The following is a 23,299-nucleotide window of genomic DNA, read 5'->3' as shown; positions in this document are numbered from 1 at the left end:
AATCCGATTGATCCCGCTCCCTGCCTCGTGTGGCGCCGCGGCGCCGCCGCGCTGTAGATTGGGGGCGAATCAGGAGGCGTACGGTGCGTACCATCACGCTGGTCACCCAAAAGGGCGGCACGGGCAAAACCACCATCGCGGCCTCGCTCGCGGTGGCGGCCGCGGCGGCGGGCGAGAGCGTCGTGGCGCTGGATCTCGACGCCCAGGGCTCGCTGGCGAACTGGGGCGGCGCCCGCGGCAGCGAGAGCGTCGCGGTGGACCAGGTCGGCCCCGAATACCTGCCCCGTCTGCCCGAAGTGCTCGAGGCCCTGAAGGGCCGCGGCTTCACGCTGGCGATCCTCGACACCGCCGGGGTGGAGAACACGGGCGGCAATCTCGCCATGAAGGCCGCCACGCTCTGCCTCGTGCCGGCGCGCCCGTCGCGGCTCGACCTGCAGGCCACGCTGCCGACGCTGGAATCGCTGATGCGGCTCGGCATGCGCGAGAACTTCGCCTTCGTGCTGAACCAGTGCCCGCCCGGCCGCGGCACCCGCGCCTCCGAGGCGGCGCGCGGCCTCGCCGAATTCGGCGTTTTGGCCGACCCGCCGCTGGCGCTGCGCGCCGATCACCAAGACGCCATGGCGACCGGCATGGGCGTCACCGAATATGCCGGCAAGGGCAAGGCCGCGGATGAGATCCGCCTGCTCTGGAGCTGGGTCGACGGCAAGATGCGGGCGCAACCCGCCAACAAGGAACACCGCGCGTGAGCAAGCGTCCCTCGGTTCTCGGCGAGTTGAAGCTCGCCAAGGCGAATGCGCCGGCCGCGACCACGGCGGCCGCTCCGGCCGGCCGCAAGGAGCGCCCGGACGTGATCCACACGAGCATCTACCTGCCCAAGCCCGTGTACCTGAAACTGCGCGAGATCGCGTATGTGACGGACCGCAAGATCCACGACGTGATCATGGAAGGCGTGGACGCGGCGCTGAAGCAGTACGGGCATCCGTCCGTGGCGGAGCTGAAGGCCGCCAAGGGCGCCTGAGGCTTCGTAGCGATGCGTTCGCCCGTCCCCGCACTGCTGCTGGTTGCGCTCCTCGCCGCCGCCGATCCGGCGCTCGCCCAAGGGTCCGCCGAGCCAAGCTGGACCGAGGTGAAGTGCGCCCGCTACACAAAGGCCTGGACGGATGCGCTGGCGCGACGCGGCCAGACTGGGCTCAGCCAGGACTTCCTCGACCGCCACCGCGCCTTCCTGGCCTCGGGCTGCACGGCCCCGGCCGACGTGTGCCCCCGCTCGCCCGAGGAGTTCGCCATGGCCAACATCCTCACCGTGATGGCGATGAACGCCGGCACGGCGAGCACGTTTCCGCCGTTCAAATGCCCGAACCCATAGGCGGGCTGGGTATTCGCCACCAAGAGGCGATGCTCCCCGGCGCACGATTGTCCAGGTCCTTCGCGCACTGAAGCGTCTCGCCGTCATTGCGAGCGCAGCGAAGCAATCCAGGCGCCGGGCGTTGAGCACGACGCCACGGTCGCGCTTCAGGCCCGGCGTCTGGATTGCTTCGTCGCTGCGCTCCTCGCAATGACGGCGAGGGGTACCTGATTGCGCGGCTCAGCTCGCGCCGAGCCACCAGGCGGCGGTCCAGGGGCCGAGTTCCTTGTCGGCGAGCGCGCCCTGGACAAAGAGGGATTCGCCCTTGGGCAGGCTCACGGCGGCAGGCTGCGGGGAGAGATTCGCGAGGAGTCGCAGGGTGCGGCCGTGGTCGGCTTGCCACGTGATCGAGACGGCGGATGGGCCGATCACCTCGCCGGCGCCGCCGCGCTTCAGGGCCGGCAGCAGCGGGATGATGCGGTCGCGGCGCAGGCGCAGGAGCTTCTTCACGAACGCCAAGCGGGCGGCGTGGGCGGGTTGGGACAGGGCGTCCCAGTCGAGCTTGGCCGACTGGAACGTGCTTTCGGCGGTCGGGTCCGGGATGCGGGCGCGGGAGGCTTCGTCCTGGAATTCGGGAAAACGGGCGAATTCCTCGCGGCGGCCCTTGCGCACGGCTTCGCCGAGTTCGGGGCCGAAGTCGCAAAAGAACGGAAAAGGGCTGGCGCTGGCCCATTCCTCGCCCATGAACAGCATCGGAATCTGCGGCAGGAGCAGCAGCACCGCGAGGGCGGCCTCGACGGCTTCGGGCCTGGCGCTCGCAGTGATGCGATCGCCGAAGGCGCGGTTGCCGACCTGGTCGTGGTTCTGGAGGAAGGCCACGAAGGCGCTCGGCGGCAGGTCGCCGCTGGGGCCGCCGCGGGGCGAGCCGCGATACTCCATGTGCTCGCCCTGGAACACGAAGCCTTCGGCGACGCCGCGGGCCAGCTTGCCGGCATCGCCCGCGTAGGCGGCGTAGTAGCCGGCGGATTCGCCCGTCACGGCCGTGTGCAGCACGTGGTGGACGTCGTCGTTCCATTGCGCCGTGTAGTGCTGGGGATGGCGCCCCCCCTCGCGCTGCAGCAAGGCGGGCTCGTTTTCCTCGTTTTCGAGCACGAGATGGATGTGCCGTTCCGGAAAGGCCGTGCGGACCCGGCGGGCGAGCTCGCGCAGCAGATGGTCGTCGGTGTCGTCCATGATGGCGTGGACGGCGTCGAGGCGCAGGCCATCGAAGCGGTATTCGTCCAGCCAGTAGAGCGCGTTCTCGATCGCGAGCTCGCGCACCGGGCGGCTGTGGGGGCCGTCATAATCGATGCCGCCGCCCCAGGGCGTCTTGTGGCGATCGGTGAAGATGGGAGCGTAGAGCGGCAGGTAGTTCCCATCCGGCCCGAAGTGATTGTAGACGACATCGAGAAACACCATCAGGCCGCGCGCATGGGCGGCGTCGATGAAGCCTTTCAGGTCTTCCGGGCGGCCATAGGCCGCGTCGGGCGCATAGGGCAGCGCGCCGTCATAGCCCCAGTTCCGGGCGCCAGGGAAATCCGCGATGGGCATCAGCTCCACGGCGGTGACGCCGAGATCGGCGAGATGGTCGAGCTTTTCGGCGGCGGCCGCATAGGTTCCTTCGGACGTGAAGGCGCCGACATGGAGTTCGTAGAGGACGCACTCCTCCCAGGGGCGGCCGCGCCAACCGGGCGTTTTCCACGCATAGGCGGCGGGGTCGACGACCTCGCTGGGGCCGTGCACATCCTCGGGCTGGAAGCGCGATGCCGGGTCGGGTACGGCCAGTCCGTCCTCGAGCCGGAAGCGATAGCGGGCCCCCGGGCCGACGCCCTCAACCTTGATCTCGCGCCAGCCGCCCTCGGCGGCGATCATCGCGACGGGGGCCCTGCCCTCGATTTCCAGGCTGACGGCGTTCTGCTTGGGCGCCCAGAGGCGAAAGAACACGCCGTCTTCCTCCAAGCTCGCCCCAAAGGGCAGCGGGCGTATGAAATGCGCCGGAGTGGGATTGGCTGTCGGCCTCGGAGCGTTGGGGAAAGATTCTGGCTCGCGCGTCACTTGTCGCCCCCTGTCGGTCGGCCGAACAATGCGGCGTCGGCGCCCCGGTTCCGCCTTACAGCGGCCATCATGCGGAAGTGATCGAATTGGGGCGCAAAGCGCCGCTCCTCTCCGGTGTGTGAACGCATCGTCAGAGTTTCGCCGCCATACGCGGAGCACCCTTGTAAATGTTGCAGTGCACAATATCTGAATCAGGCGTATGCTGCGCGCTTACCCGATGGAGAATTCCCGTGCCTCCCAAGGCCCAGACCCGCGAAATGCGCCCGCTCCGTGTCCGCCACGAGCCGCCCACCCTCGAGGAGGCGATGTTCGCCGCCCAGGGGCTGACGGACGACGTCGACCAGCAGGTCCACATTGTCGCCGGGCTGATGGAGCTCGCCGCCGAGGACGTTCGGCCGCAGGTGGAGAAGCTGGTGGCCTCGACGGCCCGTGCGATTGCGCAGGGGCGCAGCGTTGCGACGGTTGAAAGCCGCAGCGGCGCGCCGCGCACCGTGGTGGTGGAGAAGACCCGCCGCTTCAAGGTGTCGGTTCCGCCGAGGACCGTGATCGACCTGACCCGGCGCGCGCCGGCGAACTGACCGCTCCGGAACAAAAATTCGGGCGCCGGCTCAGCCGTCGCCCTTGATGCCGTGGTCGAGCAGCCGGGTGACGGCTGCCTCGATGCGGGCGCGATCGGCGGCCGTGACAGGGCTCACGCCGTGCATGTCGAGGCTGCCGAGCGCCTCCACGGCGAGCCAGGCCAGCATGGCGGCCTCCGGATCCTCCGACGTGGCCTTGATGACCCGCCATTCCTCTGCGATCAGCGTGCGGACGGGATCCAGCAGGCCTGGATTCTCGGCGAGCGCCGCCAGCATGCCGCTCGCGACCTCCTGCGCCGCGCCGGCGCGCATTTTCAGCGACACCGCGATGGACAAGCGCGCCTCGAGATTGCGCGCGCCCGCCATGCGGCCGCGCAGCGCCTCCTTCTCGGCGACGCTTTCGCCGATCATGCGCTCCAGCATGCCCGACAGCAGTGCGTCCTTGCTGGGGAAATTATAGAGCAGCCCGCCCTTGCTGAGCCCGGCGCGCTGCGCCACGGCGTCCAGTGTGAGCTTGCCGGCGCCGATCTCGCCGACGATTTCGGCGGCGGCGTCGAGGATCTTGTCCCGCGAGTTGGCGCGCGTGCGGCGGGGTGGGATCATGGAGGGCCTTTCGGCGGGAAAAAGCGCAGGCGCGCGCCCTTTGACTGTACCGTCTGGACGGTTTATACAACCCGCATTGATCGTCATGCAAGCGCCGTGAAGGCGCTGCAAGGTCGCCCCCGCATTGCAAGTCGGCGCCAGACCGACCGGACCGAACGGACCAACCCTATGAAGCGTCGCATCGTCGTGGCCCTTGTCTTCCTGCTCGCCGTCGGGCTGTGCGGAGGGCTGGTCTGGTTCAACTTCTTTCGCGACAAGATGATCACGCAGTTCTTCGCCACCATGCAGCGGCCGGCCCAGACGGTGTCGGCCGCCGACGCGACGGCGACGACGTGGACGCCCGGCATCCTGGCGATCGGCAGCGCGCGCGCCGAGCAGGGCGTGGAGCTGGCGGTGGAGACGGGGGGCGTCGTGAAGGACATCCGCTTCAGCGCCAACCAGCATTTCAACAAGGGCGACCTCGTGGTGCAGCTCGACGACGCCGTTGAGCGGGCGGACCTCGCCGACGCGCAGGCGGCCGTGAAGCTCGCCGAATCCAATCTCGAGCGCTCCAGCACGCTGCGCCAGCGCGGCTTCGACACGCAGGCGGCCTATGACCAGGTGGTCGCCCAGCTCGCCACCGCGCGGGCGCGACTGCAGCGCATCCAGGCCGTGATCGAGCAAAAGGGCCTCAAGGCGCCGTTCGGCGGCACGATCGGCATCCCGCGCATCAATCCGGGGCAGTATCTCCAGACCGGCTCCGTGGTGGCGACCTACCAGAACCTCCAGGCCATGAAGGTGGACTTCACGGTGCCGGAGCAGCTGATCGCCAAGGTGAAGGTGGGCCAGACGGTGCGCTTCGGCGTGACCGAGAACGACCTCTCCAAGAATGGCAAGGTGATCGGCATCGACCCGCGGGTGGACCCGCAGACGCGGCTCGTCTCCGTGCAGGCGCTGCTGGACGACAACCGCGACGAGAGCGTGATCCCGGGCCAGTTCCTGCGCGTGCGGGTCGACCTGCCGGCGGAGCCGAACGTCGTCTCCGTCCCGCAGACGGCCGTGATCGCGAGCCTCTATGGCGACTACGTGTTCACGATCGAGGAGCAGAAGGACGGCGACAAGTCCAAGCTCGTGGTCAAGCAGGTCTTCGTCAAGGCCGGGCGGCGCGAGGGCAAGATGGTGGAAGTGGTGTCCGGCATTCCGGCCGGGCAGAAGGTGGTGGCCTCGGGCCAGAACAAGCTGACGGCCGGCGCGACGGTGAAGATCGACAACACGATCGACATCACCAAGCTGGCGTCGGGCGGTTGAGGACGCGGCCATGAGCTTCACCGAACTCTTCATTCGCCGGCCCGTGCTGAGCATCGTGGTCAGCCTCATGATCCTGCTGCTCGGCGCGCAGGGGCTGATCAGCCTGCAGGTGCGCCAGTATCCCAAGATCGACGAGACCACGATCACGGTCACGACGACCTACACGGGCGCGAGCGCGGACCTGATGCAGGGCTTCGTGTCGACGCCCATCGCCAAGGCGGTGTCGAGCGCCGAGGGCGTGGACTACGTCACCACGCAGAGCCGGCTGGGGCTCAGCACCGTGTCGGTGCGCATGCGCCTGAACACGGACCCGAACGCGGCGCTCACCGAGGTCACCGCCAAGGTGCAGCAGGTGCGCGCGCAGCTGCCCACCGACGCCGAGGACCCGGTGGTGGTGAAGGGCACCGGCCAGACCTTCGCGCTGATGTACCTCACCTTCGCGAGCTCGGAGATGAACCCCGAGCAGGTGTCGGAATTCCTGACCCGCGTGGTGCAGCCCCGCTTCGCCACGCTGGAGGGCGTCGGCTCGGCCGACATCCTGGGCGGGCGCGACTTTTCGATGCGCATCTGGATCGACCCGATCAAGCTCGCGTCACGCAACGTCACCGCGACCGACGTGGTGACGGCCATCCGGGCCAGCAACTTCCTGGCCGCGCCCGGCAAGACGCAGAACGAGTTCGTCGCCTACGCGATCGAGATGCAGACCACGCTGCAGACGCCCGAGACGTTCGCGGCGCTGCCGATCCGAACCAGCGGCGACCAGGTGGTGCGCCTGCGCGACGTCGCCCGGGTGGAGCTCGGCCCCAAGAGCACCGACACCAAGGTGGCGTTCAACGGACGGGCGGGCACCTTCATCGGCGTCACGCCGACGCCGGCCGCCAACCCCCTGACGGTGGCCAAGCAGGTCACCAAGGCGATCGAGGACATCAAGCCGACGCTGCCCAAGGGCATGACCGCCGAGGTGGTGTACGACGCCTCGAACTTCATCTCGGCATCCATCGAGGAGGTGTTCAAGACCATCGCGGAAGCGGCCGCGATCGTGATCCTGGTGATCCTCTTGTTCCTGGGGTCGTTCCGGTCGGTGATCATCCCGATCGTCACGATCCCGCTGTCGATGGTGGGCGTCTGCTTCGTCCTGTTCCTGCTCGACTACTCGATCAACCTCCTCACGCTGCTCGCCATGGTTCTCGCCATCGGCCTCGTGGTGGACGACGCCATCGTGGTGGTGGAGAACATCCACCGGCACATCGAGGAAGGCCTGAAGCCGATCGACGCCGCCATTGTGGGCATGCGCGAGATCTTCGGCCCGGTGGTCTCGATGACGATCACGCTCGCGGCCGTGTATGCGCCGATCGGCTTCACGCAGGGCCTCACCGGCACGCTGTTCCGGGAATTCGCCTTCACGCTCGCGGGCGCGGTGGTGATCTCCGGCATCGTCGCCGTGACGCTGTCGCCCATGATGTCGTCGCGGCTCCTGAAGCCGCACGGCGGCGCCAAGGGTTTCGCCGGCTTCGTGGACCGGGTCTTCACGAAGCTGGAGAACTGGTACGGCCGACGGCTGACGAGCTCGCTCGATTTCCGGCCCGTGACCTTCATCATCGTGGTGGCGATCCTGGCGACCACCGGCTTCCTGTTCATGAAGACGCCGTCGGAGCTCGCCCCCGAGGAAGACCAGGGCGCGTTTCTGGGCCTCGTGAACACGCCCAAATACGCGACATCCGACTACACGCAGACCTTCGCGGCCGGTTTCCTGAACCCGCCCAAGGACAAGATCCCGGAGATCGACGACACCTTCGCGATCATGGGCACGGACGGCGGCGGCACGGGCTTTATCGGCTTCAAGCTGAAGCCCTGGAACGAGCGGCACCGCAAGGCGGCGGCGATCAAGCAGGACATCCAGTCCATGCTGGACGCCAATGCGGGCCTGCAGGCCTTCATCTTCTCGCCCCCTGCCTTGCCGGGCACCAGCGGCGGCCTGCCGATCCAGTACGCGCTGCGCACCATCGGGGACGCCTCGCAGGCCTATGAGGTGGCCGAGCAGGTGCGCATCAAGGCGCTGCAGTCGGGCAAGTTCATCGTGGTGCAGAACTCGATGTCGTTCGAGACGCCGCGCGCCCGCATCACGGTGGACCGCGACCGCGCCGCCACGCTCGGCGTGCCGGTGAGCGAAATCGGCGCCGCGCTCGGCGCGCTGGTGGGCGGCGGCACGATTTCGAAGTTCGACCGCGACAACCGCTCCTACGACGTCGTCACCCAGGTGGCGCAGGAGGACCGGCTCAACCCCGAGCGGCTCGGCCAGTACTATGTCCGTGCTTCCAACGGCGTGATGGTTCCGATCTCCTCCGTGGTGAAGATCGAGACCGGCGCGGCGCCCGCCGCGATCGAGCAGTTCAACCAGTTGAACTCGGCCACCATCTCGGCGTTGCCGCTGCCGGGCGTCACCACCAGCGAGGGTTTGGCGACGCTGCGCGCGGTTGCGGACGATATCCTTCCGCAGGGCTTCTACGAGGACTATGCGGGCCAGTCGCGCCTGGAGGTCCAGGAAGGCAGCTCGATTGGCATGGCCTTCGGGCTCGCGGTAATCGTGATCTACCTGGTTCTGGCAGCCCAGTTCGAGAGCTTCCGTGACCCGTTCATCATCATGATGTCGGTGCCGCTGTCGATGTTTGGCGCGCTCGCGTTCCTGAACGCCGGGTTGGCGACGCTGAACATCTACACGGAGGTTGGGCTCATCACCCTGGTGGGGCTGATCACCAAGCACGGCATCCTGATGGTGGAGTTCGCCAACGAACTGCAGGCGCGCCGGCAGATCGGCCCGCGCGAGGCCATCCAGGAAGCCGCCAAGGTGCGCCTGCGTCCCATCCTGATGACCACGGCCGCGATGGTGCTGGGCGTCGCCCCGCTGCTCACCGCTAGCGGCGCGGGCGCGGCCGCGCGCTTCTCGATGGGCATCGTGATCGCGTCCGGCATGTCGATCGGCACCATCTTCACGCTGTTCGTGGTGCCGATGTTCTACACGCTGTTCGCCCGCGACCGACGGGCCGAGGCGCCGACCGTGACCGAAGCCGCCGCCGAGGGCCCGCACCGGCCGGCGCTGGCGGCGGAGTAGGCGGGGGCGGAATGCAGATGCCACCCTCACCGTCATTGCGAGCGACAGCGAAGCAATCCAGCCTAATGCCGGGCATTTAGACTGGATTGCTTCGCCTCCGGCTCGCAATGACGGCGAGGCGCTGGGATGATGGCGACACCCTTCCGGGCGTCAGCCCCGCTTGGGCAGCGTGATCCTGAACACCGCGCCGGGGCCGTCGCCGACAAGGGTGACGGAGCCTTCGTGCAAGCCGGCGAGTTCGGCCGCGATGGCGAGGCCGAGCCCGGTTCCGCCGGCGCGGGCTGAGCCCGCGAAGGCCTGGAACAGGTTTTCGCGCGCGCGGGCCGGAACGCCGGGGCCGTTGTCGATGACCTCGATCACCACCGCGCCGGCGTTCTGGAAGCCGCGGATGCGGACCAGCCCGTCAGGCTGATCGCCCAGCGCCTGGGTGGCGTTGCGGGCGAGGTTCAGAAGCATGCGCGAGAGCTGCTCACGGTCTGCGTGGCAGACGAGGCCAGGCGGAACGGCGTTTTCAAACGCCACGCCCGCGCCGTCGCCGAGGCCGAGCAGCGCGGCGGTTTCTTCCGCGAGCTCGTGCAGCATGATCGGCTCATGCTCGGGCCGGCGCTCCACCGCCCGCCCATAGGCCAGCGTCGACTGGCAAAAGCCGATGGCGCGGTCGAGGGTGGCGATGAGGCGGGGCGCGAGCCGCTGGGCGGTGGGGTCGCTGAGGGCGCTGAGCCGGTCCGAGAACAGCTGGGCGGCAGACAGGAGGTTGCGCAGGTCGTGGTTGATCTTGCTGACCGCGAGGCCGAGCGCCGCGAGATGCTTTTTCTGGCGCAACTCCTCGGCGAGGCTGCCCTGCATCTTGGCGAGGGCGCGCTCGGCAAGTCCGATCTCGTCCGAGCGGCCGGACGGCTTGATGGTGCGGCCGAGGTTCTCGGGGTCCTCCTGGAACGCCACGATGTTGGTGGTGAGGCGACGTACGGGCCGCACGATCATGCGCAGCAGCGACACATAGACGAGCAGCGCCGTGATGCCGGAGATCACCAGCGAGAGCAGCAGGATGTTGACCGAGAAGCGCAGCATGGCGGCTCGCAACGGCGCTTCGTCCAGGACGATCTCGACGAATTCGACCGATCCCATGCCGGCGCCGATCACCCGGATGTAGCGAGGCTCGGCGGCGACCAGCGTCCGGAACGCGTTGGCGATCATGGTCGGGGCGCTTTGCTCGCGCAGGTCGACGTCTTGCGCGACTTCGGGCGGCATGTCGGAAGCAGCCAGCAGGCGGCGCGCGCCGCCCGAGCGGACCGCCACCGTGACGGCGCCGACCTGTTGCAGCAGGCTCATGGCGAGAGGCTGCGGCACGGCCCCCGCGGGGGCGGCGTCCAGCACCAGCGCGGCGATCTGCGCGGCGCCGATGCGGTCGTTCAGCCAGTTGCGGCGAAAATTGGCGATCGACGGGACGTAGATGAAGACTTCGGCCAGCATCACGAACACGACCGTGAGCACCAGCAGCTTTTCGGAGAGGCCGGGGCCGAGCCAGCGCCGCGTCGGCGCATTCGGGGGTTGGGGCGCATCAGCCACGCGGCGGAGCCTCCTGGCGCCTACCCGAAGGCGCGCAGCACCGAGAGGACGCGGCGGACCATCGGGCCGCGGGTCTGTCCGGCGTAGAACGACACGGCTGCGCGCTTGGACACCTCCGAGAGCGTCGGATAGGGGACGATGAGGTCGCGCAGGTCGGCAACGGACAGGCCCTTCTTCACCGCCAGCGTCCAGGTCGTGACGAGGTCGCCGGCCCGGGCCCCCACGATGCCGGCGCCCAGGATCACGCCGGACGCCGTGGTGATGACTTTGATCTCCCCGGCGGTCAAGCGCTCGGCCTGCGCCCGATCATTCTCCGCATAGGGCCAGCGCAGCACGCGGATCGTCTTATGACGCTTGCGCGCCTCCACCTCGTCGAGGCCGACGGTCGCGAGTTCGGGCTCCGTATAGATCACGCGCGGGACCGCGACCTGCTCGACCTTGCCGGACAGGCGAAACAGCGCGTTGCGGATAACGAGGCCGGCATGGTGGTTGGCCATGTGGGTGAGCCTGTCGCCCGCGTGCGGGCCGCCGGCGCAATCGCCGATGCCGTAGATCCGCTTGTTGCGCGTGCGCAGGCTGGCGTCCACCAGGATGCCGGAAGGGTCGACATCGACGCCGGCCGCCTCGAGGCCGAGCCCTTCCGTGTTGACCCGTCGACCGGTTGCGACCAGCAGGTGCGAGCCGGTGAGCTCCCGGCCGTTCGCAAGCCTGAGAACAAGACCTTGCGGCCCGCTCGAAACGCTTTCGACGGCCGTTTCGGCATGGATCTCGACGCCGTCGCGCTCCAGCGCGGCCGCGAGGTGGGCCGTGAGCTCCGGATCGACCTTGCCGAGCAGCGCGCCCTGTTCGACGAGCACGACTTCCGAGCCGAGACGGCGGAAGGCCTGCGCCATCTCGACGCCGACGGGGCCGCCGCCGAGGATCAGCAGCCGATCGGGGCGCGCCGGCAGGCTGAACAGCGTGTCGTTGGTGAGGAAAGGCGTCTCGGCGAGGCCCGGGATCGGCGGCACGGCCGGAACCGAGCCGGTCGCGATCACGTAGCGGCGGGCCCGGACGGTCGCGTCGCCCGCCTGGAGCGTGCGGGCGTCCGTGAACCGGGCCTCTGCGCGGATCACCTGCACGCCCATCGCGCCGTAGCGGGCGGCGGAATCATTCGGCGCAATGGCCGCGATGACGTGGTCCACGTGGGCGCGGACCCTGGGCCAGTCGACGCGCGGCTTGGCGGACGCGATCCCAAATGGCGAGGCGCGGCGAAACGCCTCCGCGGCTTCGGCGGCGGCCAGCAGGGCCTTGGAGGGGACGCAGCCGACATTGAGGCATTCGCCGCCCATACGCCCGCGCTCCACCAGCACGACCGGCACGCCGAACGCCGCCGCCACGGAGGCGACGGATAGGCCGGCGGCGCCGGCCCCGATCACGCAGAGGTCCGGCTTCAGAACGGGATCGGACATGCGGGCGGGCCTCGGCGTGCGATGGTCTGGGGCGGGTATTAGCGCTTGCCGCCCAGAAGGCCGAGGCGGCGCAGCGCGACCGGAATGAGGGCCGCAAAGCCGAGCGCCGTCAACCCGATCAGCAGGCCGGGCGTCACGATCGCATCGAGGGAAACGTCGAACCGGCACGGAGCGCCCGCGGCAGCCCGCCGGCCCGCCGCCTCCACGCAGCTTTGAAAGGCGCGCTGCTGGGCGGCCACCAGGGAGCCAAGGCCCGAGCCTGCCGTCGCGAACGCAAAGGTGGCGGGCGTGATGCCGACCAGAGTGGTGAGGGCGAAGACCCTCAGCGGCACCCCGAGCAGCGCCGGGGCAAGGTTCACCAGCCAAAAGGGGAAAACGGGAGTGAGCCGCAAGAACAGCATGTAGCTGACGGCGTCCGCCTGCATGCGGGCCGCGAGCGGGCGCACGCGATCCCCCGCCAGCCGCATCAACGGGCCGCCCAGCAGGGAGCGGGCGGCCAGAAACAGCAGGATCGCGCCCGTCGTGGCGCCCAGCAGCGATGCAAGACCACCCTGCCACCAGCCAAACAGCAGTCCACCGAGCACCGTGCACAGCGTCGCCCCCGGCGTGGACAGCGCCACCAAGGCCGCATAGGCCAGCGTGAACACGAGCGCGGATCGCACCGGATGGGCCGCGACGGCGGCTTGCACGGCCTCGATGCGCGGCAGCACGGCCTCGGGCGTCACCAGGCCGCCCAGCGCCACCGCACCGCCGGCCACCAGGGCGAGCGCGGCGAGCCCGAACCAAAGCCGCCGCCGCGCGCCAGGTCCCGAGGGCGCGGCGCCCGCCGGCTTGCCGCCCATCTCTGTCACGTGCGAGAATCCCCCTGCGTTCAGGCTGACGCTATCGCAAGGCGCAGCGTCCCGCACGCGACGTCGCGGCACTGTGATGAGGCGTGATTCAGCCTGTGCGCAGCGCGCGGATGCGTTGACTTTCGGCCGGCCATCCGCCATAAGCCCGCGAGCTTTCGAGCGTCATCGCACATGTCGGAAGGACAACTCCGGTGGATTGGCCGCCGGCGAAGTCGTTTCGCAACCACAGAATGACAGGCCCAGAACCCTCGTTTGGCTGGGCCCGACCGGAGAACACCCGTGAAGCGGACCTATCAACCCAGCAAGCTGGTGCGCAAGCGCCGCCACGGCTTCCGCGCCCGCATGGCCACCAAGGGCGGCGCCAAGATCATCGCCGCTCGCCGCGCTCGCGGCCGCAAGCGCCTCTCGGCCTGAGCGGGGAGCGCGCGAGCGCGCCCGTCATGACCGACACCTCGCGGGCCCGGACCCTTCCGGGACGGCTGACGAGGCGAGCGGATTATCTGGCCGCCGCCAAAGGGCGACGGTTTCATACGCCGAGACTGACCTTGCAGGGGATCGCACGCGCGCCGGACGCCGGCGGCGTCGCCGGTCCCCGTTTCGGTCTGACGGTCAGCCGCAAGGTCGGCACCGCAACGGAGCGAAATCGCGTCAAGCGACGGCTGCGCGCCGCGTTGCGCGAGATCGCGGCCACGCAGGGCGATCGGCTTTCCGCCAAGGACGCCTACGACTTCGTGGTCGTGGCCCGGCGTGACATCCTGTCGGCGGAATTCCCTGTTCTTTTGATCGACATCGTCGACGCCATCGAGGGGCTCGAACGGCCGCGCGGCCGCTCCGGCGCGCGTCGGCCCGATCTGCCGCCGTCCCCGAACGCCGTCGTCCCCCGCCTCCGAGAGACTCGCTGAGCCATGCAGGACAACAAGAACTTCTTCCTCGCGATCGCCCTCTCGCTGGCGGTGCTCATCGGCTGGAACGTCTTCTTCGGCGTGCCCACGATGGACAAGGCGAAGCAGGACGCGGCTCAGAACGCGAAGGTGGCGGCGCAGAACAGCCAGGGGCCGATCCCGGGCGCCAGCCCGCAGACCAACACGCCGCCCTCCGAGAGCATGGCCGTGATCGCGCCGACCCGCGACATGGCGCTGATGAGCTCGCCGCGCGTCAAGATCGAGACCGCCCGGGTGCGCGGCTCCATAAACCTGCGCGGCGGCGACGTCGATGACATCGCGCTGAAGGACTACCACGAGACGGTGGACCGCCAGAGCCCGAACATCGTGGTGTTCTCGCCGGCCGGCGGCCCCGAAGGCTACTTCGCCCGCCTGGGATGGCTGCCCGCGCCAGGCGCCGCCGTGGACGTGCCGCTGCCCAACACGGTGTGGACCGCCGACGGGCAGACGCTGACCGAGGCCAAGCCCGTCACGCTGACGTGGGACAACGGCAAGGGCCTCGTCTTCAAGCGCCTGATCGCGATCGACGGCAACTACATGCTGACCGTCACGGACAGCGTCGAGGCGCGCGACGGGACCACGGCGTCGCTGACGCCCTACGGCTTCGTGCGGCGCATCGGCAAGCCGGTGACGCAGGGCTACTACATCCTGCACGAGGGCCTGCTCGGCATCCTGGGCGAGCAGGGCCTGAAGGAGGAGAAGTACGACTCGCTCGAGAAGGAAGCCGCCCTGTCGGCGACCGAGAAGGGCAAGAGCTTCCCGCAGGCGACCGGCGGCTGGGTCGGCATGACGGACAAATACTGGGCCGCCGCGCTGATCCCCGACCAGAAGGCGCCCTATACGGCGACATTCTCGTCCGCGACGCCGCCCGGCGGCCAGCACAACTTCCAGACGCTTTTGACGCTGCAGCCGCAGACCGTGCAGCCCGGAACCGCCGCGACCTCGACGACGCGCCTCTTCGTCGGCGCCAAGGAGGTCAACACGATCGACGGCTACCAGAACACGCTCGGCATCGAGCGGTTCAAGCTCCTGATTGACTGGGGCTGGTTCTGGTTCATCACGCAGCCGATGTTCAAGCTGCTGGACGGCATCTTCAAGCTGGTCGGCAATTTCGGCATCGCGATCCTGGTCGTGACCGTGATCGTGAAGGCCATCTTCTTCCCGCTCGCCAACAAGAGCTACAGCTCGATGGCAAAAATGAAGGCCGTGCAGCCGCAGATGCAGGCGCTGCGCGAGCAGTACCCGGACGACAAGGTCAAGCAGCAGCAGGAGCTGATGGAGCTCTACAAGCGGGAGAAGATCAATCCCGTGGCGGGCTGCCTGCCGGTGGTGATCCAGATCCCGGTGTTCTTCGCGCTCTACAAGGTGCTGTTCGTCACCATCGAGATGCGCCACGCGCCGTTCTTCGGCTGGATCAAGGACCTGGCCGCGCCGGACCCGACCTCGATCTTCAACCTGTTCGGCCTGATCCCCTGGACGCCCCCGCACGTGCTAATGATCGGCATCTGGCCGCTGATCATGGGCGTGACGATGTTCGTCCAGATGAAGATGAACCCGGAGCCCACGGACCCGGTCCAGAAGACCATGTTCACCTGGATGCCGGTGTTCTTCACCTACCTGCTGGCGTCCTTCCCGGCCGGGTTGGTGATCTACTGGTCCTGGAACAACCTGCTGTCGGTGTCGCAGCAGTATCTCATCATGAAACGCCAGGGCGTGAAGGTGGAGCTGTGGGACAACCTGCGCGGCGCCTTCAAGAAGGCTCCCCCGAAGCCCGTCGCGGAGGCCAAGACCGACGCGAAGGCCGGCAAGCCGGCCTGATGAGCGAGCCCGCGCCCACGCATCCCGAGAAGGCCGCGCTCGATCCCGCGCTGGTCGAGGCCGGGCGCAAGCTCTTCGCCGGCGAGGCCGGCTTCTTCTGGGCGGCCGCCCCCACCGGCAAGCTGCCGCCCATGAGCAACCTGGAGATCGCCTTTGCGGGGCGCTCCAATGTCGGCAAGTCGAGCCTCATCAATGCGCTCACGGGCCGCAACGCGCTGGCGCGGACATCGCACACGCCCGGCCGCACGCAGGAGCTCAATTTCTTCGACGTGAACGGGCGCTTCACGCTGGTCGACATGCCGGGCTACGGCTATGCGGCCGTCTCCAAGCAGAAGGTGCAGGCCTGGACGGGTCTGATCCACGACTTCCTGCGCGGCCGCGCAACGCTCGCGCGGGTTTTCGTGCTGGTGGACAGCCGGCATGGACTGAAGGCCGTGGACAACGAGATCATGGACCTGCTCGACAAGGCCGCGGTGTCCTACCAGATCGTCCTCACCAAGGTGGACGAGCTGAAAAAGGGCGAGGCCGAGAAGCGCGTCGCCGAAACGCTGGACGCCCTGAAGCGCCGGCCTGCCGCCTATCCGGAGATCATCGCCACCTCCAGCCACGAGGGCGAGGGCGTGTCGGAGCTGCGCGCCTCGGTCGCCAAGCTGCTGGTGGAGCGCGGCGCGCTCGAGGTCGTCAAGGCGTGAGCCCCGGGCCGCGCGTTCTGGTTGCGCTGGCCGGCGTCGGCGGCTGCGCCGGCGTGGCCCTCGCGGCGGCTTCCGCGCATATCGGCGGGCCGAACCTGGCGACGGCCGCCTATTTCCTGCTGTTTCACGCCCCGGCCTTGCTCGGCGTCGCGCTCGCGGCGGATCTGACCACCCTTCCCCGGCGCCCCACATTGGCCGCAGGCGCGTTGCTGGCGCTGGGCGTCGCGCTGTTTTCGGGCGCGCTGGCGCTCGGCGCGCTGGCCGAGTGGCGGCCTGTTCCAATGGCGGCGCCCACGGGCGGTTTTCTTTTGATGGGCGGCTGGCTGCTGCTGGCCGGAAACGCCGTTTTCGCCCGGGCGCGCTAAAGCGGTTTCCACTTCGGCCCCGGGTGCTCTAGAAGGCTGCCGCAGAACCCGCAGCAGAGCGAGCGCCGCCCATGCCCGACAGCAACGATCCCCACCAGCAGGCCGAGATCCTCGTCCAGGCGTTGCCGCACATGCTGCGCTACGACGAAGCCACCGTGGTGGTGAAGTATGGCGGCCACGCGATGGGCGACGAGCAGGTGGCGCGCGACTTCGCGCGCGACATGATCCTGCTGGAGCAGTCGGGCGTGAACCCCGTGGTGGTGCACGGCGGCGGCCCGCAGATCGGCGCCATGCTGAGCCGGCTCGGCATCAAGAGCGAGTTCGCGGCGGGCCTGCGCGTCACCGACAAGGCCACCGTCGAGGTGGTCGAGATGGTGCTGGCCGGCCTCATCAACAAGCAGATCGTCGGCTTCATCAACAACGAGGGCGGCCGCGCCATCGGGTTGTGCGGCAAGGACGGCAACATGGTGACGGCCCGCAAGGTCACCCGCACGGTGATCGACCCGGAGAGCAACATCGAGAGGGTCGTCGATCTCGGGTTCGTGGGCGAGCCCGACAAGGTCGACAAGACCGTGCTCGAGGCCCTGCTCGGCCGCGAGCTGATCCCCGTGCTCGCGCCCGTCGCCAACAGCGCCGAAGGCCAGACCTACAACGTCAACGCGGACACCTTCGCGGGCGCCATCGCGGGCGCGCTGGGCGCCAAGCGCCTCCTCCTGCTCACCGACGTGCCGGGCGTGCTCGACAAGAACAAGAACCTAATCAAGGAGCTCACCGTCGACCAGTGCCGCACGCTGATCGCGGACGGCACCATCACGGGCGGCATGATCCCCAAGGTCGAGACCTGCATCTACGCGCTGGAGCAGGGGGTCGAGGGCGTGGTGATCCTGGACGGCAAGGTCCCGCACGCCGTGCTGCTGGAGCTGCTGACGGATCTCGGCGCGGGTACGCTGATCACGCGGTGAGGCGGTGGCGGCTGCCGTTCGCTTTCGCCTCTGCGATGCCGATTGATCGGCCGCACTCTCTCCGTCATCCCCGGCGGCGCGCAGCGCCGGGAAGGGGATCCAAGGAACGAGCGCGGCAGCCCTGGATCCCGTTCCCGGCCTGCTCCGCCGGGCCCTTAGGCTGGATTGCTTCTCTGTCGCTCGCAATGACGGCGAGTGGTTGGGACGGCGTGGCTCGATCACCCCCCAATCCCTTAATCTCTCCGGTCGACACTGATCCTCTTTCGCCACAATCTCGACGTTGTGCGATGTGAGGCTCCGTCGTCCAATGACACGCCATGTACCCCCGCCGCCCGCTTCGGCGACACCGGGTTTCGACCATGTCGAGACCTGGATCTTCGATCTCGACAACACGCTCTACCCGGCGCACGCGCAGTTGTGGCCGCAGGTGGACCAGCGGATCACGCTGTTTCTGGCCGACATGTTCGGCATCGACGGCATTTCGGCCCGGGCGCTGCAGAAGTATTATTACGGGCGCTACGGTACGACGCTGAAGGGCCTGATGGACGAGCACGCCATCGAGCCGGCCGATTTCCTGGATTTCGCACACCAGATCGACCTCTCGCTGCTGGACCCGGACCCGGCGCTCGGCGCCGCCATCGAGAAGCTGCCCGGCCGAAAGCTGATCCTCACCAACGGCTCCCGCCAGCACGCCGAGAACGTGGCTGGCAAGCTGGGCATCCGCGATCATTTCGAGGAGATCTTCGACATCGTGGCGGCCGACTTCGTGCCCAAGCCGGAGGCGCGGACCTATGAGAAGTTCCTCGCCCTGCATGGCGTCGACCCACGCAAGTCCGCGATGTTCGAGGATTTGGCCAAGAACCTCGTGGTTCCGGCGGCGCTCGGGATGACAACCGTGCTGGTGCTGCCCAAGACGTTCGATCTCTATCGCGAGGCGGAGGAGCAGGAGGCCGTTGTGGCCCCTTATATCCACCACTCGACCGTGGACCTCGCCGACTTCCTGCGCACCAACACCCCGCTGCGCGAGATCGAGGCCGTCGCCGGCGCAGCGTGACGGATGACAGCGGCGGCGCGCGTTGCTAAGCACGCGCGACCGTTTCGCCAACTCCGGACGCCCGCCATGTCGCACGCCCACCTCGCCGCCACCCTCGACGCCGCCTGGGAGAACCGGGCCGAGCTCGGAACCAGCACCAAGGGCGAGGTGCGCGACGCCGTCACCGAGGCCTTGGCCCTGCTGGACAGCGGCAAGGCCCGGGTCGCCGAAAAGGGCGCGGACGGCTGGACCGTGAACCAGTGGCTGAAAAAGGCCGTGCTGCTCTCGTTCCGGCTGAACGACAACGCCATCATCAAGGGCGGTCCCAGCGCCGCGACCTGGTGGGACAAGGTTCCGTCCAAGTTCGACGGGTGGGACGCGGCCGCGTTTCAGTCAGCGGGCTTCCGGGCGGTGCCCAACTGCACGGTGCGCAGCGGCGCCTATGTGGCGCCCGGCGTGGTGCTGATGCCCTCCTTCGTGAACATCGGCGCCTATGTGGACAGCGGCACCATGGTGGACACCTGGGCGACCGTCGGCTCCTGCGCGCAGATCGGCAAGAACGTGCATCTGTCGGGCGGCGTCGGCATTGGCGGCGTGCTGGAGCCGCTGCAGGCCGGCCCCACCATCATCGAGGACAATTGCTTCGTGGGCGCCCGCTCCGAGGTGGTGGAAGGCGTCGTGGTGGGCGAAGGCTCGGTGATCTCGATGGGGGTGTTCATCAGCCAGTCCACCAAGATCGTCGATCGCGAGACCGGCCAGGTCCATGTCGGCAAGGTGCCGCCCTATTCGGTGGTGGTGTCCGGCAACATGCCCGGCAAGCCGCTGCCCAACGGCGAGCCCGGCCCGTCGCTGTATTGCGCGGTGATCGTCAAGAAGGTGGACGCGCAGACCCGCTCCAAGACCAGCATCAACGAATTGCTGCGGGACTGAACGGCTTCTCCGGGCGTCATGGCCGGGCTTGTCCCGGCCAACCACGCGGCAGGCCAAGGCGTGGAGCCCCGGGACAAGCCTGGGGATGACGGTGGAGGGAGCCGGGCGTCCCCGTTCAGCGTCCAGGGAGTTCCGCATGCTCGATGCCCATGATCCCGTCGCGCTCACGCAGGCGCTGATCCGCTGCCCGTCCGTGACGCCACATGAAGCCGGCGCGCTGCAACTGCTTGCGGACGTGCTCGCCAAGGCGGGGTTCGAGACGCACCTGCTCACCTTCAGCGAGCCCGGCACGCCGGATGTGCAGAACCTCTACGCCCGCATCGGCCGCGAGGCGCCGTGCCTCCTGTTCGCCGGGCACACGGACGTGGTGCCGCCCGGCGACGAGAGCCGTTGGACCCATGCGCCGTTTGGCGGGGACATCGTGGACGGCGTGCTCTACGGCCGTGGGGCCACCGACATGAAAAGCGGCGTGGCCGCCTCCGTGTCGGCGACGCTGCGCTGGCTCGCCAGCCATGGCGGCCGGCCGCCGCGGGGCTCGATCGCGTTTCTGCTGACGGGCGACGAGGAAGGCCCGGCCGTGAACGGCACCGTCAAGCTGCTCGAATGGGCGCATGCGCGCGGCGAGCGCTTCAACTTTTGCGTACTCGGCGAGCCGACAAACCCGAATGCGCTCGGCGACATGATCAAGATCGGCCGCCGCGGCTCGCTGACGGGCGAGATCACGGTTGAAGGCACGCAGGGGCACGTTGCCTATCCCGACCTCGCCGAGAACCCGATCCGCGGCCTCGTGCGGTTGCTCGACGCCCTGATGGCGAAGCCGCTGGACGCCGGCACGGCGCAGTTCGGGCCGTCGAACCTCGAATTCACCACCGTGGATGTCGGCAACCCCTCCACCAACGTGATCCCGGCCAGCGCCCGGGCGGTGTTCAACGTCCGCTTCAACGATTTGTGGACGCACGAGACGCTGGCGGACGAGATCCGCCGGCGCCTCGCAGAGGCGGCCGGCAACGCCGTGCGCTACGACGTCGCATTCCGGCCTTCCAACGCGCCCGCGTTCCTGACGCCTCCCGGCGCGTTCGTGTCGCTGGCCGCCGACGCCGTGGAGGCCGTGACGGGCCGCCGGCCGGCGTTGTCCACGACCGGCGGCACCTCGGACGCGCGTTTCATCAAAGACTACTGCCCGGTGATCGAGTTCGGGCTCGTCGGCAAGACCATGCACAAGGTGGACGAGAACGCCGACGTGGCCGACATCGAGGCGCTGACCGGGATCTACGAGGAGATGATCCGCCGGGCTTTCGCCTAGGCGCAGGAACGATCCTCGTCACGTTCCGTTGAATGTGCCGCACGTCACTCGACAAAGGTCGTAGACGAGCGCATCCTTGTTGCAGTGCAGCAATTCAGCGGGAGCGTCGCATGTTCCTGACCATGGATGAGGTGGGCCGGTCGCTGGCCGGGTCCGTCAAGCTGTTGAACCGTGACCCTGAAGGGCTCGGCGCCTTCGAGGTGTCGTTCGAGGCGTTCTGGCGATCCTTTGCGGCCATGCTGCTGGTGGCGCCGGCCTTCGTGGTGCTGCTCGCAGATGCGCGGCTGCAGGCCGGCCTGCCGCTCGAGGACGGGCTGTTCGAAAGCCCGCTGCTGGTGACCCGGCAAGCGCTGCTGGTGACGGGTTGCTGGCTCGCCTTTCCGATCGCCATGGTGGGTTTGGCGCGGCTGCTCGGCGTCGGCCGGCGCTATGCGCGCTACATCATCGCTTACAACTGGTCGGCCGTGGTGGCGACCACCATCATGGCGGCGCCGCATGCGTTGCACGTGGTCGGCTGGGCGACGGCGGGGCTCACGACGCTGTTTCTGCTCGCCTTCGGCGTGCTGATCGTGCAGTGCCGCTGGTTCCTGGCGAAGACGGCGTTGGGCGTCTCGGGCGGCGTGGCGGCCGTGGTGGTGCTGGTGGAGCTTTGCGTGAACGGCGCGGTGACGGCCGCAGCCTCGCTGCTGGCCTAGTAGTCCACGCCGATGAGGTAGAGGCCGCAGGACGGCGCCATGGCGCCGCAGCGCGAGCGCTGGCGCGAGTCCAGCGCGTCGCGCAGCTCGTCCTTGGTCCAGCGGCCGGCGCCGACGAGCTGCAGCGAGCCCACCATGGAGCGCACCTGGTGGTGCAGAAACGAGCGGGCCGACGCGAAGACGCGGATCTCGTCGCCGATGCGCTCGACATCCAGCCGGTCCAGCGTCTTCACCGGGCTCAGCGCCTGGCAATCGGACGAGCGGAAGGTCGTGAAGTCGTGCCGGCCCACCAGCGCCTGCGCGGCGTCCGCCATGGCGTCGGCGTCGAGCGGCCACTTCACGTGCCAGACGCGGTCGGCGTCCAGCGCCACGGGCGGCCGTCGGTTGACGATGCGGTAGAGATAGCGACGGCCCCGGGCCGAGGTGCGGGCGTTAAAATCGTCCGCGACCCTCTCGGCCGACAGGATCGCGACCGGCGCGGGGCGGATCTTGGCGTTGATGGCGTCGCGCACGGTGTCGGTCGGCCAGTCGCGATCGAGGTCCACATGCGCGACCTGATGCGTGGCGTGCACGCCCGCGTCGGTGCGGCCGGCGCCCTGGATGCGCACCTGCTGGCCGGAGAAGCGCGCAATGGCGTCCTCGATGCGCGCCTGGACGCTGTCTCCCACCGCCTGGAACTGCCAGCCCACGAAGGGCGTCCCGTCATACTCGATGACGAGCTTGTAGCGCGGCATCAGCCAAACCTCACGCCGGCCGGAACCGGAACGCCGCGCAGGAACTCGTCGGCCGCCATGGCGCGGGAGCCGGCGCGCTGCACTTGCAGGAGCCGCACGGCGCCGCCGCCGCAACCCACCGTGAGGGCGTCGTCCAGCACCACGCCGGGCTCGCCGGAGCGGTCCGGAACAAGCGCGGCGCGCAGCACCTTGAGGCGCTCGGGCCCTTTGCCGAGATCGAGTGTCGCGAAGGCGCCCGGGAATGGCGAGAGGCCGCGGATGCGGTCGTGCACGGCCTGGGCGGGTTGGCTCCAGGTGATCCGGGCGTCCTCGTTGGCGATCTTGTGCGCATAGGTCACGCCTTCGGCCGGCTGTGGCGTGAACTGGAGGCCGCCGCGGGACAGGGCCGCCAGCGCGCGAACCATCAGGTCGGCGCCCAGCGGCGCGAGGCGGTCATGCAACTCGCCGGCCGTCATGTCCGGCCCGATGGCGACGCGCTCGGCCATGCCGACCGGGCCGGTGTCCAGGCCCTTCTCCATGCGCATCACGGCGACGCCGGTCTCGCGGTCGCCCGCCATGATGGCGCGCTGGATGGGGGCGGCGCCGCGCAAGCGCGGCAGCAGGGACGCATGAAGGTTGAGGCAGCCGAGCTCGGGCGCTTGGAGGATGCTCTCGGGCAGGATCATCCCGTAGGCGACCACCACGGCGACGTCGGCGTCGAGTGAGCGGAACTGCTCGGCGGCCTCCTCGCCGCGCAGGGTCGCGGGGGTGAACACCGGAATGGCGAAGCGGTCCGCCGCCTGGTGCACCGGCGAGGGCTTCAGCGCCATGCCACGGCCGGCCGGCGCCGGGGCGCGGGTGTAGACGGCCACGACCTCGTGCCCCTGGCCGACAATCTCGGTGAGCGTCGGCACGGCGAAATCGGGCGTGCCCATGAAGACGACGCGCAGCATGGCGACCCCG

Annotated in this window: 23 protein-coding genes; 16 read left to right on the top strand and 7 right to left on the bottom strand. The window is 68.9% G+C overall.

Annotated features, from left to right (window positions below; translation table 11 throughout):
- The first annotated feature begins 83 nt into the window (after positions 1-83).
- The 3 genes from IEV99_RS02395 to IEV99_RS02385 are packed head-to-tail and all read left to right on the top strand — an operon-like array spanning position 84 to position 1,366.
- Positions 84-746, top strand: a complete 663-nt coding sequence (locus IEV99_RS02395) for a nucleotide-binding protein (RefSeq protein WP_188516126.1) — start codon at positions 84-86, stop codon at positions 744-746.
- Positions 743-1,018 carry a hypothetical protein gene (locus IEV99_RS02390; RefSeq protein ID WP_188516125.1) on the top strand — a complete coding sequence of 92 codons (276 nt, stop codon included), beginning with the start codon at positions 743-745 and terminating at the stop codon, positions 1,016-1,018. Before IEV99_RS02395 ends, IEV99_RS02390 begins: the two co-directional genes overlap by 4 nt.
- Before the next feature lie 12 nt (positions 1,019-1,030).
- Entirely contained in the window at positions 1,031-1,366 is a 336-nt protein-coding gene (locus IEV99_RS02385) for a hypothetical protein (protein ID WP_188516124.1), read from the top strand.
- Between the two features lie 219 nt (positions 1,367-1,585).
- Here the strand turns inward: IEV99_RS02385 and treZ are convergent, their stop codons facing one another.
- Positions 1,586-3,328, bottom strand: a complete 1,743-nt coding sequence (treZ, locus tag IEV99_RS02380) for a malto-oligosyltrehalose trehalohydrolase (RefSeq protein WP_244643480.1) — start codon at positions 3,326-3,328, stop codon at positions 1,586-1,588.
- Between the two features lie 341 nt (positions 3,329-3,669).
- Between treZ and IEV99_RS02375 the strand changes: the two genes are divergently transcribed.
- Positions 3,670-4,017, top strand: coding sequence for a hypothetical protein (locus IEV99_RS02375; RefSeq protein WP_244643467.1), 348 nt, complete (start codon positions 3,670-3,672; stop codon positions 4,015-4,017).
- Between the two features lie 30 nt (positions 4,018-4,047).
- On the opposite strand, the gene IEV99_RS02370 is transcribed toward IEV99_RS02375, so the two are convergent.
- Complete coding sequence (locus IEV99_RS02370) at positions 4,048-4,620, bottom strand: TetR/AcrR family transcriptional regulator (protein WP_188516123.1); 573 nt, start codon at positions 4,618-4,620, stop codon at positions 4,048-4,050.
- Positions 4,621-4,788: 168 nt separating this feature from the next.
- Between IEV99_RS02370 and IEV99_RS02365 the strand changes: the two genes are divergently transcribed.
- Entirely contained in the window at positions 4,789-5,907 is a 1,119-nt protein-coding gene (locus IEV99_RS02365) for an efflux RND transporter periplasmic adaptor subunit (protein ID WP_188516122.1), read from the top strand.
- 10 nt (positions 5,908-5,917) lie between these two features.
- Positions 5,918-9,016: an efflux RND transporter permease subunit gene (locus IEV99_RS02360; RefSeq protein WP_188516121.1), complete on the top strand. Its 3,099-nt coding sequence runs from the start codon at positions 5,918-5,920 to the stop codon at positions 9,014-9,016.
- A gap of 150 nt (positions 9,017-9,166) precedes the next feature.
- Here IEV99_RS02360 and IEV99_RS02355 read toward each other — a convergent pair whose 3' ends face one another.
- The 3 genes from IEV99_RS02355 to IEV99_RS02345 form a co-directional block, all read right to left on the bottom strand.
- The gene (locus IEV99_RS02355) at positions 9,167-10,486 is read right to left on the bottom strand and encodes an ATP-binding protein (protein WP_188517608.1); all 1,320 of its coding nucleotides are present in this window, start codon (positions 10,484-10,486) and stop codon (positions 9,167-9,169) included.
- A gap of 116 nt (positions 10,487-10,602) precedes the next feature.
- Positions 10,603-12,033, bottom strand: a complete 1,431-nt coding sequence (locus IEV99_RS02350) for a dihydrolipoyl dehydrogenase family protein (RefSeq protein ID WP_188516120.1) — start codon at positions 12,031-12,033, stop codon at positions 10,603-10,605.
- Positions 12,034-12,071: 38 nt separating this feature from the next.
- A complete protein-coding gene (locus tag IEV99_RS02345) occupies positions 12,072-12,875 on the bottom strand; it encodes a TVP38/TMEM64 family protein (RefSeq protein ID WP_188517607.1) in 804 nt (267 codons plus the stop codon).
- 288 nt (positions 12,876-13,163) lie between these two features.
- On the opposite strand from IEV99_RS02345, the gene rpmH reads away from it, so the two are divergent.
- From rpmH to IEV99_RS02295, 10 genes are all read left to right on the top strand, one after another.
- A complete protein-coding gene (gene rpmH, locus IEV99_RS02340) occupies positions 13,164-13,298 on the top strand; it encodes a 50S ribosomal protein L34 (RefSeq protein ID WP_188516119.1) in 135 nt (44 codons plus the stop codon).
- 26 nt (positions 13,299-13,324) lie between these two features.
- Positions 13,325-13,786, top strand: coding sequence for a ribonuclease P protein component (gene rnpA, locus IEV99_RS02335; RefSeq protein ID WP_188516118.1), 462 nt, complete (start codon positions 13,325-13,327; stop codon positions 13,784-13,786).
- A gap of 3 nt (positions 13,787-13,789) precedes the next feature.
- A complete protein-coding gene (gene yidC / locus IEV99_RS02330; protein WP_188516117.1) occupies positions 13,790-15,643 on the top strand; it encodes a membrane protein insertase YidC in 1,854 nt (617 codons plus the stop codon).
- Positions 15,643-16,335, top strand: a complete 693-nt coding sequence (gene yihA / locus IEV99_RS02325; protein WP_188516116.1) for a ribosome biogenesis GTP-binding protein YihA/YsxC — start codon at positions 15,643-15,645, stop codon at positions 16,333-16,335. Before yidC ends, yihA begins: the two co-directional genes overlap by 1 nt.
- Entirely contained in the window at positions 16,332-16,700 is a 369-nt protein-coding gene (locus IEV99_RS02320) for a DUF423 domain-containing protein (protein WP_188516115.1), read from the top strand. The genes yihA and IEV99_RS02320 overlap by 4 nt, the downstream gene beginning before the upstream one ends.
- A 71-nt stretch (positions 16,701-16,771) precedes the next feature.
- Positions 16,772-17,662, top strand: coding sequence for an acetylglutamate kinase (gene argB, locus IEV99_RS02315; RefSeq protein WP_188516114.1), 891 nt, complete (start codon positions 16,772-16,774; stop codon positions 17,660-17,662).
- A gap of 307 nt (positions 17,663-17,969) precedes the next feature.
- A complete protein-coding gene (locus IEV99_RS02310; RefSeq protein ID WP_188516113.1) occupies positions 17,970-18,716 on the top strand; it encodes a pyrimidine 5'-nucleotidase in 747 nt (248 codons plus the stop codon).
- A gap of 66 nt (positions 18,717-18,782) precedes the next feature.
- Positions 18,783-19,625 carry a 2,3,4,5-tetrahydropyridine-2,6-dicarboxylate N-succinyltransferase gene (gene dapD / locus IEV99_RS02305; RefSeq protein WP_188516112.1) on the top strand — a complete coding sequence of 281 codons (843 nt, stop codon included), beginning with the start codon at positions 18,783-18,785 and terminating at the stop codon, positions 19,623-19,625.
- Between the two features lie 136 nt (positions 19,626-19,761).
- The gene (gene dapE / locus IEV99_RS02300) at positions 19,762-20,928 is read left to right on the top strand and encodes a succinyl-diaminopimelate desuccinylase (protein WP_188516111.1); all 1,167 of its coding nucleotides are present in this window, start codon (positions 19,762-19,764) and stop codon (positions 20,926-20,928) included.
- A 110-nt stretch (positions 20,929-21,038) separates the two neighbouring features.
- Positions 21,039-21,623 carry a hypothetical protein gene (locus tag IEV99_RS02295; protein ID WP_188516110.1) on the top strand — a complete coding sequence of 195 codons (585 nt, stop codon included), beginning with the start codon at positions 21,039-21,041 and terminating at the stop codon, positions 21,621-21,623.
- On the opposite strand, the gene truA is transcribed toward IEV99_RS02295, so the two are convergent.
- Entirely contained in the window at positions 21,620-22,357 is a 738-nt protein-coding gene (gene truA, locus IEV99_RS02290) for a tRNA pseudouridine(38-40) synthase TruA (RefSeq protein ID WP_188516109.1), read from the bottom strand. The genes IEV99_RS02295 and truA overlap by 4 nt on opposite strands.
- On the bottom strand, positions 22,357-23,289 hold the full coding sequence (fmt, locus tag IEV99_RS02285; protein WP_188516108.1) for a methionyl-tRNA formyltransferase: 933 nt from the start codon (positions 23,287-23,289) through the stop codon (positions 22,357-22,359). Before fmt ends, truA begins: the two co-directional genes overlap by 1 nt.
- Positions 23,290-23,299 lie beyond the last annotated feature (10 nt).

It is taken from the genome of Alsobacter metallidurans (assembly GCF_014636935.1).
Classification (GTDB): domain Bacteria; phylum Pseudomonadota; class Alphaproteobacteria; order Rhizobiales; family Beijerinckiaceae; genus Alsobacter; species Alsobacter metallidurans.
This window is presented reverse-complemented; position numbering and strand designations above follow the sequence as displayed.

Bases quoted from the DNA above. Each gene is read 5' to 3' on its own strand.
- IEV99_RS02385 (WP_188516124.1), top strand. From the start codon at position 1,031: ATGCGTTCGCCCGTCCCCGCACTGCTGCTGGTTGCGCTCCTCGCCGCC.
- IEV99_RS02370 (WP_188516123.1), bottom strand. From the start codon at position 4,620: ATGATCCCACCCCGCCGCACGCGCGCCAACTCGCGGGACAAGATCCTC.
- IEV99_RS02365 (WP_188516122.1), top strand. From the start codon at position 4,789: ATGAAGCGTCGCATCGTCGTGGCCCTTGTCTTCCTGCTCGCCGTCGGG.
- IEV99_RS02360 (WP_188516121.1), top strand. From the start codon at position 5,918: ATGAGCTTCACCGAACTCTTCATTCGCCGGCCCGTGCTGAGCATCGTG.
- IEV99_RS02355 (WP_188517608.1), bottom strand. From the start codon at position 10,486: ATGCTGGCCGAAGTCTTCATCTACGTCCCGTCGATCGCCAATTTTCGC.
- IEV99_RS02350 (WP_188516120.1), bottom strand. From the start codon at position 12,033: ATGTCCGATCCCGTTCTGAAGCCGGACCTCTGCGTGATCGGGGCCGGC.
- IEV99_RS02345 (WP_188517607.1), bottom strand. From the start codon at position 12,875: ATGGGCGGCAAGCCGGCGGGCGCCGCGCCCTCGGGACCTGGCGCGCGG.
- rnpA (WP_188516118.1), top strand. From the start codon at position 13,325: ATGACCGACACCTCGCGGGCCCGGACCCTTCCGGGACGGCTGACGAGG.
- yidC (WP_188516117.1), top strand. From the start codon at position 13,790: ATGCAGGACAACAAGAACTTCTTCCTCGCGATCGCCCTCTCGCTGGCG.
- yihA (WP_188516116.1), top strand. From the start codon at position 15,643: ATGAGCGAGCCCGCGCCCACGCATCCCGAGAAGGCCGCGCTCGATCCC.
- argB (WP_188516114.1), top strand. From the start codon at position 16,772: ATGCCCGACAGCAACGATCCCCACCAGCAGGCCGAGATCCTCGTCCAG.
- IEV99_RS02310 (WP_188516113.1), top strand. From the start codon at position 17,970: ATGACACGCCATGTACCCCCGCCGCCCGCTTCGGCGACACCGGGTTTC.
- dapD (WP_188516112.1), top strand. From the start codon at position 18,783: ATGTCGCACGCCCACCTCGCCGCCACCCTCGACGCCGCCTGGGAGAAC.
- dapE (WP_188516111.1), top strand. From the start codon at position 19,762: ATGCTCGATGCCCATGATCCCGTCGCGCTCACGCAGGCGCTGATCCGC.
- IEV99_RS02295 (WP_188516110.1), top strand. From the start codon at position 21,039: ATGTTCCTGACCATGGATGAGGTGGGCCGGTCGCTGGCCGGGTCCGTC.
- truA (WP_188516109.1), bottom strand. From the start codon at position 22,357: ATGCCGCGCTACAAGCTCGTCATCGAGTATGACGGGACGCCCTTCGTG.
- fmt (WP_188516108.1), bottom strand. From the start codon at position 23,289: ATGCTGCGCGTCGTCTTCATGGGCACGCCCGATTTCGCCGTGCCGACG.